Source organism: Candidatus Sulfotelmatobacter sp., assembly GCA_036500765.1.
Classification (GTDB): domain Bacteria; phylum Acidobacteriota; class Terriglobia; order Terriglobales; family Acidobacteriaceae; genus Sulfotelmatobacter.
This window is the reverse complement of the sequence record DASYBM010000004.1, coordinates 165,835-178,309: the sequence shown is the minus strand read 5'-3', so window position 1 is coordinate 178,309 and position 12,475 is coordinate 165,835. Positions and strand designations below refer to the sequence as shown.

The following is a 12,475-nucleotide window of genomic DNA, read 5'->3' as shown; positions in this document are numbered from 1 at the left end:
AACGTTAGCACAAGCAAAACCGAGGAAAAAACAGGTAATGACTTTGGGACGTTACCGAAGTGCCCTGCCGCCCCTCACTTCGGAAATTCCGCTCTCGCAGCCTGGGGGCGGTAATCATCTGCTTTCCAAAGACAGCGCCAAACGTCTGTTTATGGATAGAATCTCCTCCTGAGGCCCTCACCGTATGTCGCTGCTTCGCCCATTGGTTCGCCCTATGCTGCTGCTCATTTTTCTGCCGTTCGCCCTCGTCGCTCTCTCAACCGCACAGAAAATCTCGGTTTCGCAGCCGCCCCTGTGGGCCAACAATCCTGACGTCGCGGGGTTTGAAAAATCCGTAAGTGACAGGCTGGCTGCTGCGCAGCACTCGATTGATGTCCTGGTAAGCGTGAAAGACCCGCGCACCATCGACAACACGCTCGTTCCGTTCGACGAAGCGGTACGGCAGATTAATGCCGGGGGATATTTCGCCGGTCTTATGCAGCAGGTGCATCCGGACGCGACTTTTCGCGACCACGCCACGGCGATGTTTACCAAGACCACCGCCGCCCAGACCGCATTGTCTCTGAATCGCGAGGTCTATCAGGCACTGACCGCCCTCGACCTGTCGAAAGCCGATGCCGCCACGCGCTATTACGTGCAACGACAACTGCTGGAATTCCGTCTGGCGGGCGTCGATAAAGACGATGCCAGCCGCGCCCGGCTCAAGCAACTGAGCGAACAGGCGACCCAAGAGCAGTCCATGTTCGATCGCAACATTGCCGACGACCGGAAAGTCATCGACGCCGATCCGGCGGAACTTGATGGACTTCCCCAGGACTACATCGAGGCCCACAGGCCCGGCGCTGACGGCAAGGTGCGCATCACGACAAGTTATCCCGATGCTCTCCCAGTCCTGACTTTTGCCAAGAGCGATTCGCTGCGTCGCCGCGTCTCGTTCGCCTTCAACACACGCGCCTATCCTCAGAATAAAGAGGCGCTCACCAGCCTGCTCAAGACCCGTTACGAAATCGCGACGCTGCTCGGCTACTCCAACTGGGCCGACTACAACGCCGCCGACAAAATGATCGTCAAAGGCCAGAACATCGCGGATTTCATCCAGCAGGTGAACGATGCTTCCCGCGCCTTGTCGCAGCGCGAGTTCGAGATGCTGCTCGCTGAGAAACAGAAGACGACTCCCGGGGCGAAGGAAATCGTCGACTATGAAGTGCGCTATCTCTCGGAATTGACGCGCCGCGCCCGCTATGACTTCGATTCCCAGTCGGTGCGCCCCTACTTCCCCTTCGCGCAGGTGCGGCAGGGAATCTTCGACTCGGCCGCCGACCTGTTTCATGTCAGCTTCCAGCAGGAAACTAACGCGCCCGCCTGGGATCCCGCGGTCGAGACCTGGCTCGTGATCGACCACGGCAAAGCGGTGGGTCGGTTTTATCTCGACATGCATCCGCGCAAGGGCAAGTTCAGCCATGCCGAAATGACTCCGGTGCTCGACGGCGTTCGCGGCAAGCAACTCCCCGAGGCGGTGTTAGTGTGCAATTTTCCCAGTCCCACCGCGACCGATCCCGGCCTGATGGACTACGACGACGTGCAAACTTACTTCCACGAATTCGGCCACCTTATGCATCACATTCTCGGCGGCCAGCAGCAGTGGGCCGGCATCAGCGGCATCACGATGGAATCCGACTTCGTCGAAGCGCCCTCGCAGATGCTGGAAGAGTGGCTGCGCAGTCCGCAGGTGCTGGCCAAGTTCGCGCGCCATTACAAAACCGGCGAGCCGATTCCCGCCGAACTCGTCGCCCGCATGAATCGCGCGTCGGCCTTCGGCCGCGGAGGCTGGGTTGCCCGCCAGAGTCAATACGCCGCGATTTCGTACGACATTTACAAAACGAAACCGGAAGACGTCGACCTCGATGCCGTGACCTTCGACACCGAGCGCCGTTACACGCCATTCACCCCGCTGCCCGACACTCACATATGGGCGTCATTCGGACATCTCGGCGGCTACTCGTCCGCCTATTACACATATTTGTGGGACAAGGTCATCGCCGTAGATTTCTTCCTCCAGTTCGACCAGAAAAACCTGCTGGCCGGCGAAGCTCCTATGCGCTACCGCCGAGTCGTCCTCGAACCCGGCGGATCGATGTCAGCCAACGATCTGGTCAAGAATTTCCTGGGCCGTCCGCAGAACATCACCGCGCTGCAACATTGGATGGGCGAGGAATTCGAGGGCGCGGCGGGATCGGGGAAAGCGTCGGGGCAGTGAAACGGAAATCTCACAAGGCACGGCCGCGCCGGGGCTGAAGACTGCTCATTGCTCATAGTTGTGGAGCTCGCTGCCGAGAATCGTCTCCGGATTGCCGACTATCACTCATTGGACTATCAGTCATTGAATGTGTTCCTGCCGGAACACATCGTCATGACGGTAGAGGGCGTACGATTGTGTGATGACAGCTAAGAGTAAGAAAGCAAAGCGGCAAAAGGCGCGGGCTCGTCCGGGAAAAATCCCCTGGCTGCATGCATCGATTGTGTCATGACAGCGTGGAAGACGACATTTTCGTGCTGGCGGAGGAGGCGCCCCGAGCGGAATCGCGCTGGCACCGTCCGCACAACAGAGGATCTCGTTACGCGTGTCGTTGACATCTGGAAACCGAGTGGGTACCTTCTTCCTGAGTGCGGGATCCGGAGATTAAGGTGAATCTGACTCCGCAAGATACGGAACAGCTCCGAAGGATAGCCTTTGCAATTATTGAGGGCGGTCCTGAAAACAGTTCCGCCCAGAAGGGAGCGGAGCTACTAAGACTCGTGTCAGAAATAGAGAAGCAAGGCGCGGAAGCCAGAAAGTTGGTGGCGGAAGAACTGAAGATTAATGACGAACGGAAGGAAACTAGGGCAGACAAAAGGCATCGGCGGATCAAAGACTATATTGCTTTGCTTGCCCCACTTTTTACGACCGTCGTTCTCGCGGCGACACTGATACAGCAGAGTTGGCAGTTTGTCCGATCCGAGCAGGCCAAACGTGCCGAGTTCATACAATCCGAACGGGACAAGGATGCTGAGACACGTCGGCAGGCCGACGCCGCCGAGGATCTGCGGTGGGCCGACTCGGTCAAGCTGCTATCGCAATCAGAGAAACTCTCACCAGCGGGCGTTATTCTTAAGAGCTTCGCGAAATCCGATCGATACGGAGGCTTGGCTTCTCAAATGGCCATGCAATTACTTGTGAGGACCGATGATCCGACAATGTTCGCCGACCTGTTCAACTTGATATTTGAGCCCATTTCCTGGGGCAACGTTCGAGGGGTTATTGAACTGGATCGCAATCTAACTGGGCAGGCGAATCCGCTCTTCACGAAAAGCTGGAATCCTAAGACGATGGCGAATGATTACTCAAAGCTGTCCGACCCCGAGCGAAAGCAGGTTTCTTATTTAGGGAAGGATCTGAGCCTCATATCAGGAAAGCTTTCGGCCTTACTTAAGGGGCAACGCCCGTCAGGCGAAAAACTCGATCTACGCTCAATAACTCTCTACGAGGACTTCCGCGGCGCCGACTTCAGCGGTGCCGACATTACCGGTAGCACGTTGACTGGCATCGATGTTAAGGGTGCAGATTTTAGCGGTGTAACTGGCTACACCGGCGCGACGTTCTCGGGCACAGCTTGGTGGAAGGCTGCGAGGATTGACCATGACATGCTGCGGTATCTCGAGGCGGCGTATCCCTACAGTGGGACCGCGCAGTACTACTGGGAGACCCGACCAAGTAAGGGGGACTACGATTCCGAACTCCGCCGGCTGCAAGGGTCACCTCGACCTGGCCAGCAGGCTTTCAAACCTTGATTTGGTCCTTGTATAATCTCACTTTCGTTGGTCGCTGCTTCAGATCCAACGTTGGGCCATCCCGCCTACACCGCCGACCGTTATCCGGTATGATCTGATTCCATGCCGGAGTACACCCTATCGTCCATCCTGCCCTTTGTGCGGTCGGGGCTGCGCCGGGTAAGGACGAGCTTTACGCTCACAGCATTCATTAATGCGACGTGGACAGAATTGGAAAAATCGGGCGCGCAGGTGCGACGATCACGCCCTCCCGCAACAAATAATCCTGACAATCCCGAATTCGCGCATAATAATGACTCTCAAAGCTTGAGACAGTCTGCGGTCCAGGCGTGGCTATATCTTCAACGTCGCGACTTCGCAATTCCAGCTTCTAGAAATTTCCCCTCTTTGGATAGTATGCACGTGGAACTGACTACCCGGGGCCGTGAATGGGTGGACGGGCACGAGCCCATTCCGGAGTTACCCGCTGAATACATCGCTGCATTGCAGCGGATGGTCCCGAACCTGGATGACGTTGTTCGGGAATATATGGTTGAGGGGCTTGGCACGCTCGAGCACGACAGGTTCCGGGCGGCAGCCGTTATGGTGGGCGCGGCTTCTGAGAAGGCGCTGTATATGCTCGCAGAGAAGATGCTGGATGCCATTTCGACGCCCCAATGGAAAGCGAAATTCGCTACCGCGCTCAAGCGGCGCGATCTGACAGGGTTATTCGAGCAAATGAGGAACGTGTTAGAGAAAGCGAATAACTTGCAGGGTCGTCCTTTTGAAATATTTGATGGGGGCCAAGACCACCTTGTGTCGCTGATTAAGGCGGTCCAAGTTCAACGGAATAATGCAGTACATCCCATGAACGAGAAGGTCTCAGACGATACTATTCGGCTTTCATATCTCGCCTTTCCATACGTACTGCAAAAAGTCGAGCAGCTTCGCGATTGGTTTTCGAACAACCCGAACGTGCTTTGATGGCAGCCACTTTCATTGGTCGCTGCCTCAGATCCAAGGCTGAGCCATCCGCTGGGGGAGAGATAGGGCGTCGAGTCTCCCACTCAAGCCAACACCGGGCTTGAGTGGGCCACCCGTCAGCTCGCCACACGACAGACACGCATCAACTAGCCGTCTTCGCCATCAAGTCACATAGTGTTTCGACGTCCGTAATTGTTGTGTCTCCCATGTGCTCCAGCGACGCGAGGGAGTGATTGGCGGCGGCCTCGTTGCCGAAGCCGCAGGCATCGCGAACCAGGATCGGCCAAAAGCCGAGGTCCGAACCGTGGCGGCAGGTTGGATCGATTCCGATTTCGAGCGCTATGCCTACGATGATGAAACTTTTTATGCCGCAATCGCGCAAAGCGATTTCGAGAAATGTTCCGGCAAAGGCAGACATCATGATTTTGTCCACGATCGCTTCATCGGGCTGCGGCTGCAACTCCGGAACGATTTGGAATGCAGGACTGTCGGGGAGAAACATCGGCTTCACCTGATCCGGAGTCTCGACGCGCTGCCACGCCATTGCCGTGCGATATTGAAAGGCGCCCATCAGCGCCTTCGGCAACGACATGTGTCTGGTGAAGAAAGTTCGAATCCCAGCCCTTCTGGCCGCCGTCAAGACTCTGCCGACCTTGCCTGTAATCTCCTGCCCGCCGGGTACCTGGCGAACGATTCCCACCTGCATGTCATAAATTAGCAGCGCCGTGTCTCGCCGGGAAATCAACTCCTCGGTTGATCGTGGAATGCTCAATCCGTTAAACGTCTCCATCGTTTTCTAATCCTCTCGTGTCGAATCAATTCTATCTCCGGTCCTGTCCTGCGATCATACGGCTCGTGGGTATCGACGGCTGGATTGAGTTGCTGCACCTTCTCTATCCCCTGTAGCATCAATACAGACAATTATTCTTGGGCATTCATAGGAAACGAGGAGAAATCATGGCAACCGATACTTTGGCCTCTCCGGCCACGCTCAGCTTCGGCAAGACCAGAGTTTTTAAGAATTTCATCGACGGCGAGTGGGTCGATGCCTCGACCGGCGAAACGTTTGAGAATCGTAATCCCGCCGATACGCGCGACCTGGTCGGCATCTTTCAGAAATCTGCTAAGGCTGACGTGGACGCAGCCGTCGCCGCCGCCAAGCGTGCCTTCGCCAAGTGGCGACTGGTTCCGGCGCCGCGCCGCGCCGAGATCGTCTTTCGCGCCGCGGAAATTTTGATCGAGCGCAAGGAAGAATATGCCCGCGAGATGACGCGGGAAATGGGCAAGGTTCTCGCCGAGACCCGCGGCGATGTGCAGGAAGCGATCGACGCCGCCTACTACAACGCCGGCGAAGGGCGCCGGCTGTTTGGTCCGACCGTGCCTTCGGAAATGCCTAACAAGTTCGCAATGGCCGTACGCCAGCCCATTGGCGTCTGCGGCATGATTACGCCGTGGAATTTTCCCATGGCGATTTCGTCGTGGAAACTGCTGCCGGCCATCGTCTGCGGCAATACCTGCGTCATCAAGCCCGCGCAGGATACGCCGCTCTCGACTTTCAATCTGGTGCGCGCGCTCACCGACGCTGGGTTGCCCAAGGGCGTGATCAACGTGGTCGCAGGATTTGGCCCCGAAGTCGGAACGCCGCTCGCCGAACACGCCGACGTGCGGGCTATCTCGCTGACCGGATCATCTGCCGTGGGGCGAATCATCGGCGGCATCGCGGCCAAGAGTTTCAAGCACTGCTCGCTCGAACTCGGCGGAAAAAATCCTATGATCGTGCTCGACGACGCTAACCTCGACCTCGCCATTGAAGGCGGACTCTGGGGCGCATTCGGCACCACTGGCCAGCGCTGCACCGCAACCAGCCGCATGATCGTGCAGAAGGGCGTGTATCGCGAATTCGTCGATCGCCTCGTCGATCGCGCCCAGAAGCTCAAAGTCGGAAACGGCCTGGATGAAGCCGTGCAGATGGGTCCGGCCGTGAACGAAAAGCAGCTTGAGACCGACCTCAGCTATGTCGAGATTGGAAAGAACGAAGGCGCGAAATTGGTGTGCGGAGGGAATCGCCTCGACCAGGGCGATTACCAGCACGGTTGGTTTATGGAGCCGACTGTGTTCACCGACGTCGACCCGAAAATGCGCATTGCGCAGGAAGAAATCTTTGGGCCGGTCGTCTCGATCATCCCGTGCGAAGATCTCGAAGAAGCCATCGAAATCGCCAATGGCATTGAATACGGGCTATCGTCGGCGCTCTACACTAAAGATGTGAACAAGGCATTCTCGGCAATTCGCGACCTGTACGCCGGCATCACGTACATTAACGCGCCTACGATCGGCGCTGAAGTCCACCTGCCTTTCGGCGGCACCAAGGCTACCGGCAACGGTCACCGCGAAGGCGGCATTGGCGCTATCGACTTCTACACCGAGTGGAAGTCGGTTTACGTGGATTATTCCGACAAGCTCCAGAAAGCGCAGATCGACCGGGAAGACTAAGTCCCTCAACCACAGAGGGCACGGAGTCGCACCGGGTAAATGATCCAGAAGTTTTACACTGTGTGGTTCCGGCTCTCTGTGGTTAAAGCTTTTAGCCGCACGTTGGTAACCTTGCGCGGGTGTCCATCACAACCTACCTTTTCTAGTGGGGCTACCCTCCGAGTCTCAAATCTCAAGCCGTGAGACCTTCGATGTCAGATCGTTTGCTTCGCAGCAGCCGCACCCTGAGCGGCCTTAAAAGCGCGCTTGTCACGCTGGCGTTGTTCTCGTGCTCTATGCTTTTCTTCGTTCCGCGCCTTCTCGCCCAGGACGCTGGTGCGCCTAAACCCCATCGCAAGATCGTGATCAGGGTCGAGCCAGAATATCCTTACGTCCTGAGGAATGGCCATTTTGAAGGTCAGGTACGCCTAGAAGCCACCGTGCTTCCGAACGGAAGCGTTTCGAAGGTGGAGGCGAAAGGCGGCAATCCCATGCTCTCGCAATATGCTGCCGAGGCGGTCATGCGCTGGAAATATGCGCCCGGACCGGCACAGACCCTTGAAGAAACCGTGTTCGTCTTCCATCCGAACCAACAGTAAACGCCCAGAGAGACGCAGTTGACGAATTGCAGATTTCTATCCTAACTGCGCTCCTTGCATTTAGAATTTCTGCTGAGCCGTAACGTCTCGCAGGTCGCGGCAACGTTTTCCATGACCCCCATCAGCCCAGCGCACGAAATCTCCGCCGCCGCCCGCCTCGACAACGTTCGTTATGCGATTCGCGATCTGGCCTGCGTGGCCGACGAAGTTATCGCGCAGGGACACAAAGTGCTGCCGCTCAATGTCGGCGACCCGCTGAACTTTGATTTCAAGACGCCGCCGCACATCATTGAAGCCGTCTACAAAGCCATGCGCGACGGGAAGAACGGTTACGCGCCATCGCCCGGAATTCCCGAAGCGGTCGAGGCGATTCGCGGCGAGGCCGCGCGGAAGGGCATCGCGACGGTGCGGGATGTTTTCGTAACTTCCGGCGTGAGCGAGACTGTCGACCTCTGCCTTTCGGCGCTGGTGAACCCGGGTGAGGACGTGCTGACTCCCAGCCCGGACTATCCGTTGTATTCGGCAGTGCTGTGCAAGCTGGGTATCCGGCTCAACGCCTACGACCTCAATGAAGAGGATGTCTGGCAGCCGGAGCTGGCTGACATCGAGCGGAAGCTTACGCCGCACACTCGCGGGATTGTAATTATTAATCCCAACAATCCGACGGGGGCGCTGTGCACGCGGCAAATGCTTGAGCAAATTGCCGAACTGGCGCGCCGCCACAATCTGATCGTCTTTTCGGACGAGATCTACGACAAATTGATTCTGGAAGATACTGCACACATCGCGTTCGCGTCGGTCGCGCCTGATGTGCCATGCGTGACGTTTGGCGGCATGTCGAAGAATTATCTCGTACCGGGATGGCGCATCGGATGGGGCATCGTCTCCGGAGATGCCGCCGCGGTGAAAACTTACACTGAGGGCGTGCATCGCCTGTTGCGCGCGCGCCTCTGCGCCAATCATCCCGAGCAGTATGCGATCAAGCCCGCGCTGGAAGGGCCGCAGGATCATCTCATTGAAGTGCAGCGCAAACTGCGCTCCCGCCGCGATCTCACACAGAAATGGTGCGAGGCGACGCCCCGGGTGAGCTGCGTCGCGCCGCGCGGGGCTTTCTATGCTTACCCCAAAATCGATATCCCGGAGAGCGATGAAACGTTTGTGAAGGAACTGATTCGGCAGAAGCACGTCATGGTCGTGCATGGCTCCGGCTTCGGACAAAAACCCGGCACGCAGCACTTCCGCATCGTGTTCCTGCCGGATGAGCAGACGTTGACCAAGGCGTACGAGGGGATTGCCGAGTTTATTTGGGAGAGATATGGGAACACGTAGCAGGCAGGAAGGAATTGCGAAACTTCGTGGTATTCTCTGCTCAATGATCATCGAAGGGAGAACTTGGATGACGCGGTTTGAACGCATTACCCAGGAGCCCGGCGTCATGGGAGGCAAGGCCTGCATTCGAGGTCTGCGAGTTACGGTCGGCATGGTTGTGGGACAGATCGGCGCCGGACATACGATTGAAGAAATTCTGGCCGATTATCCGTATCTCGAACGAGAAGATATCTTGCAAGCTCTTCGCTACGCCGCGTGGCTCGCGGAAGAGCGCGAAGTTGTTCTTCCGGGCGCATGAAGTTGCTGGTCGACATGAACCTCTCTCCGCGCTGGGCGACTTTGTTAAAAGACGTAGGATTCGAGGCATTGCACTGGTCCGCCGTTGGCCGGGGCGATGCGCCCGATTCCGAAATCATGGCCTACGCGGCCGAACACAATTGTGTCGTCCTCACACATGACATGGATTTCGGCGGCATCCTCGCCGCCACTCACGGAGAAAAACCAAGCGTCGTGCAGTTACGGACCGATGACGTCAGTCCGCAGTCGGTCGGGCCGCAGGTCATTGCGGCTCTCCATCACATGGAATCCGAGCTTGAGGCTGGCGCATTACTGACTGTCGATCCCCAGCGACTACGAGTGCGCCTGTTGCCGTTGACGCGAAAGGAATGACTCCGATTCTAGACGCTCCAAGAAGGCGGGAAAGTACCTCTTCAGTTTAATGCCCGTGGCACTGCCGGCACGCGCCTCGCATACTCCTTGCATTCGCAACGCTAATGAATATGGACCTATGACCATGGTATAATGACCATGATCGAAAGGAATCTGTGCCATGAAAACCATGCCGGCCGGCGCTTTCAAAGTCCATTGCCTCAAGGTGATGGATGAAGTTCAGGCTAAGCGCGAAGCGGTCGTCATCACCAAGCGCGGAAAGCCCGTGGCCAAACTCGTTCCCGTCGAGCAGGAGAAGGACGACATCTTCGGTTTCCTCAAGGGTAAAGGGAAAATCGAGATCAAAGGTGACATCGTCTCTCCGATACTTAGTCCCGAGGAGTGGGGCGATCTCTACTGATCTTCTCTTCCGATTCTGCTCCTGATGATTCTGCTCGACACACACGTGGTGATATGGCTTGCTCAGGAGTATCAGCGCATATCTTCAGCGGCCCGGTCAAAGATTGAGGATGCGCGTCGGCAAGATCGCGGCCTGGCAGTTTCCGACATCACATTTCTTGAGATCGCACGACTTGGGAGTTGCGGACAAATCAATTTGATTCCTGACGCAGAAACCGTTCTGGCCGAGGTCGAACGTCGCTTCGTCGTCCTCCCGATCACAGCCAACATCGCCCTTCAGGCGTACGAACTTCCGTCCCGCTATCCGAAGGACCCTGCCGACAGGATTATCGGCGCGACTGCGCTGGTGGAAGATATTCCCCTGGTCACCGCCGACCGCGAGATCCGCAAATCGCGCGCCATCCCAACCATCTGGTGAACCCGACTTGCAGAGATCGATTTTCTTAGCGGCCTTTGCGAAATTACCTTCGCGCCCTTTGCGGTAAAAGGCGTTTGCCTCGCTTTCTCTTTACTCTCGAATCTGATTAAATCGACTGAGACGCACGTGGCGGCGTGCCGGAGTTCGTATCTCATCGTGGTTGACATTCATTCTCACATCCTCCCGGAAGTAGACGACGGTCCCAAATCCTGGGCCGTAGCTGTCGCCATGTGCCGCATGGCGGCCGAGGATGGCATTACCCACATGGTGGCCACGCCGCACGCCAACGACCGCTATCATTATGACCGCGAGTATCTCCAGGGGCTCGTCGCGCATCTGCAACAACTCATCGGCGATTCCCTCAAGTTGAGCCTCGGCTGCGACTTTCATCTTTCAATTGATAACGTCCGGGACGCCGTCGAACATCCCGCCCGCTACGTCATCGGCGAGACACGCTACCTGCTGGTCGAGTTCAGCAACTACAGTATTCCGGAACAGATCGGGGATGCTTTTTTCAAGCTCGGAGACTGCGGCCTTACGGCGGTCATCACCCATCCCGAGCGTAATCCAATTTTGCGCGAGCATCCGCAGCGCGTGTTGGAGTGGGCCGATCAGGGCTGCGTGATTCAGATTACCGGCTCGGCGCTGACGGGATTCTGGGGTGACCGATCCCGCCGCGCGGCGCTATGGCTCCTCGAACATCAGGCGGTGCACGTACTTGCCAGCGATGCTCATGATACGGAAAAGCGCGTCCCAAATCTTTCCCGGGCGCGCGACGCCGCTGCGGAAATCTGCGGAGAGGAGATCGCCGGGGCCTTGGTTGAAAATAACCCGCGCGCCATCATCAACAATGAAACTCTGCCATATTTTCCGCGGCCGGTGCTGGGCAGCTATCGGAAGGGCAGCAGCTAGCACTTAGCATTTAGCATTTAGCCACGTCGCGTCTGTACCTTCCGCAAAAGCAGGATCACGCACCTCGATCCGTGGGCCCAATACATACGCTCGCCGAGCTATGTGCTAATCGCCAAATGCTAAATGCTGCCTTCCTACTGCGGCCGAGAGGCATCGTCCGGGTCGGTGGGCGGAACCGGAGTGGCGGGCGCCGAAGTGGCGGACGCTGGATCAGCCGCAGGCACGGCGGTATGTGACGTGGTGGACAGGGGCTCGGCCCTGGGCTGGTCTGGAACCGTGGTCATTGCGCTCTCAGGATTCAGTAGATGGTCCTTGCTCGGGCCGAGCCCGAGTTTGATGAGTGCGCGCGAGTCGGGAACCGTTTTGCTTTGCCAGCCCTGATCCGCCTGGTAGCGTCGCATCGCCTCTTCGCTGGCTTGGTTCCACGTGCCGGTTGCTTCGCCGCTCAGATAGTGCTCGCGAATCAACGCTTCCTGAATGGCCTGGGCTCGTTCCGAATCGATCTTTTGCTGGCCGCGCACGCGCGCTGACTTTTTTCGCGAGGTATGCTTGCCGGTCGATGCCGTATGAGTCTTTGACGTCTGAGTTCTGGAGGTCTGAGTCTTGCGTGATGAAGTCGATTTCGTCGCGCCGCCGGCCGGCTTCGCTGTGGATTTGCGATGCGCAGGTGCGGCAGGCTTCGCGGTAGCCGGACTGCTGGAGGCTGAATCGGCGCTCGGACTCTTGTCTGCGCTCTGGCCGAAAGCCGCCGCGCACGCCAGGATCATCAGTCCACCCAGGGCGGCACGATGCGCTCGGCGAATTTGTCCCCAGTTTCTCAACTTAAAAGCCTTCACCTAAATCCTGCGCGGCTGCAGCCCGCACCAACAAAAAGCCCAACGGACGC

Annotated in this window: 13 protein-coding genes; 11 read left to right on the top strand and 2 right to left on the bottom strand. The window is 57.5% G+C overall.

Annotated elements, in window-relative coordinates; translation table 11 throughout:
• Positions 1 to 214 precede the first annotated feature (214 nt).
• The 3 genes from VGM18_03535 (at position 215) to VGM18_03525 (ending at position 4,791) form a co-directional block, all read left to right on the top strand.
• Positions 215 to 2,257 carry a M3 family metallopeptidase gene (locus VGM18_03535; GenBank protein ID HEY3972048.1) on the top strand — a complete coding sequence of 681 codons (2,043 nt, stop codon included), beginning with the start codon at positions 215 to 217 and terminating at the stop codon, positions 2,255 to 2,257.
• Positions 2,258 to 2,685: 428 nt separating this feature from the next.
• Positions 2,686 to 3,828, top strand: coding sequence for a pentapeptide repeat-containing protein (locus VGM18_03530; GenBank protein HEY3972047.1), 1,143 nt, complete (start codon positions 2,686 to 2,688; stop codon positions 3,826 to 3,828).
• Between the two features lie 102 nt (positions 3,829 to 3,930).
• Positions 3,931 to 4,791, top strand: coding sequence for a hypothetical protein (locus VGM18_03525; protein HEY3972046.1), 861 nt, complete (start codon positions 3,931 to 3,933; stop codon positions 4,789 to 4,791).
• Between the two features lie 142 nt (positions 4,792 to 4,933).
• Here the strand turns inward: VGM18_03525 and VGM18_03520 are convergent, their stop codons facing one another.
• Positions 4,934 to 5,581, bottom strand: a complete 648-nt coding sequence (locus VGM18_03520) for a cysteine hydrolase (GenBank protein HEY3972045.1) — start codon at positions 5,579 to 5,581, stop codon at positions 4,934 to 4,936.
• 167 nt (positions 5,582 to 5,748) lie between these two features.
• Here VGM18_03520 and VGM18_03515 point away from each other — a divergent pair, with 167 nt between their 5' ends.
• The 8 genes from VGM18_03515 (at position 5,749) to VGM18_03480 (ending at position 11,589) form a co-directional block, all read left to right on the top strand.
• Complete coding sequence (locus VGM18_03515) at positions 5,749 to 7,284, top strand: aldehyde dehydrogenase family protein (protein ID HEY3972044.1); 1,536 nt, start codon at positions 5,749 to 5,751, stop codon at positions 7,282 to 7,284.
• Between the two features lie 191 nt (positions 7,285 to 7,475).
• A complete protein-coding gene (locus tag VGM18_03510) occupies positions 7,476 to 7,862 on the top strand; it encodes an energy transducer TonB (GenBank protein HEY3972043.1) in 387 nt (128 codons plus the stop codon).
• Between the two features lie 54 nt (positions 7,863 to 7,916).
• Entirely contained in the window at positions 7,917 to 9,191 is a 1,275-nt protein-coding gene (locus VGM18_03505; GenBank protein ID HEY3972042.1) for an aminotransferase class I/II-fold pyridoxal phosphate-dependent enzyme, read from the top strand.
• A 67-nt stretch (positions 9,192 to 9,258) separates the two neighbouring features.
• Positions 9,259 to 9,489 (top strand): DUF433 domain-containing protein, encoded by a 231-nt coding sequence (locus tag VGM18_03500; protein ID HEY3972041.1) that lies wholly within the window; start codon positions 9,259 to 9,261, stop codon positions 9,487 to 9,489.
• Positions 9,486 to 9,860, top strand: a complete 375-nt coding sequence (locus tag VGM18_03495) for a DUF5615 family PIN-like protein (GenBank protein ID HEY3972040.1) — start codon at positions 9,486 to 9,488, stop codon at positions 9,858 to 9,860. Before VGM18_03500 ends, VGM18_03495 begins: the two co-directional genes overlap by 4 nt.
• Before the next feature lie 160 nt (positions 9,861 to 10,020).
• Positions 10,021 to 10,260 carry a type II toxin-antitoxin system Phd/YefM family antitoxin gene (locus tag VGM18_03490; protein HEY3972039.1) on the top strand — a complete coding sequence of 80 codons (240 nt, stop codon included), beginning with the start codon at positions 10,021 to 10,023 and terminating at the stop codon, positions 10,258 to 10,260.
• A gap of 24 nt (positions 10,261 to 10,284) precedes the next feature.
• Positions 10,285 to 10,677, top strand: coding sequence for a type II toxin-antitoxin system VapC family toxin (locus tag VGM18_03485; protein HEY3972038.1), 393 nt, complete (start codon positions 10,285 to 10,287; stop codon positions 10,675 to 10,677).
• A 126-nt stretch (positions 10,678 to 10,803) separates the two neighbouring features.
• On the top strand, positions 10,804 to 11,589 hold the full coding sequence (locus tag VGM18_03480) for a CpsB/CapC family capsule biosynthesis tyrosine phosphatase (GenBank protein ID HEY3972037.1): 786 nt from the start codon (positions 10,804 to 10,806) through the stop codon (positions 11,587 to 11,589).
• Between the two features lie 134 nt (positions 11,590 to 11,723).
• Here VGM18_03480 and VGM18_03475 read toward each other — a convergent pair whose 3' ends face one another.
• The gene (locus VGM18_03475; GenBank protein ID HEY3972036.1) at positions 11,724 to 12,410 is read right to left on the bottom strand and encodes a peptidoglycan-binding domain-containing protein; all 687 of its coding nucleotides are present in this window, start codon (positions 12,408 to 12,410) and stop codon (positions 11,724 to 11,726) included.
• Positions 12,411 to 12,475 lie beyond the last annotated feature (65 nt).

Excerpts from the sequence above, each read along its gene's own strand:
- VGM18_03510 (HEY3972043.1), top strand. The coding sequence starts at position 7,476 with ATGTCAGATCGTTTGCTTCGCAGCAGCCGCACCCTGAGCGGCCTTAAA.
- VGM18_03485 (HEY3972038.1), top strand. The coding sequence starts at position 10,285 with ATGATTCTGCTCGACACACACGTGGTGATATGGCTTGCTCAGGAGTAT.
- VGM18_03520 (HEY3972045.1), bottom strand. The coding sequence starts at position 5,581 with ATGGAGACGTTTAACGGATTGAGCATTCCACGATCAACCGAGGAGTTG.
- VGM18_03495 (HEY3972040.1), top strand. The coding sequence starts at position 9,486 with ATGAAGTTGCTGGTCGACATGAACCTCTCTCCGCGCTGGGCGACTTTG.
- VGM18_03515 (HEY3972044.1), top strand. The coding sequence starts at position 5,749 with ATGGCAACCGATACTTTGGCCTCTCCGGCCACGCTCAGCTTCGGCAAG.
- VGM18_03490 (HEY3972039.1), top strand. The coding sequence starts at position 10,021 with ATGAAAACCATGCCGGCCGGCGCTTTCAAAGTCCATTGCCTCAAGGTG.
- VGM18_03525 (HEY3972046.1), top strand. The coding sequence starts at position 3,931 with ATGCCGGAGTACACCCTATCGTCCATCCTGCCCTTTGTGCGGTCGGGG.
- VGM18_03535 (HEY3972048.1), top strand. The coding sequence starts at position 215 with ATGCTGCTGCTCATTTTTCTGCCGTTCGCCCTCGTCGCTCTCTCAACC.
- VGM18_03500 (HEY3972041.1), top strand. The coding sequence starts at position 9,259 with ATGACGCGGTTTGAACGCATTACCCAGGAGCCCGGCGTCATGGGAGGC.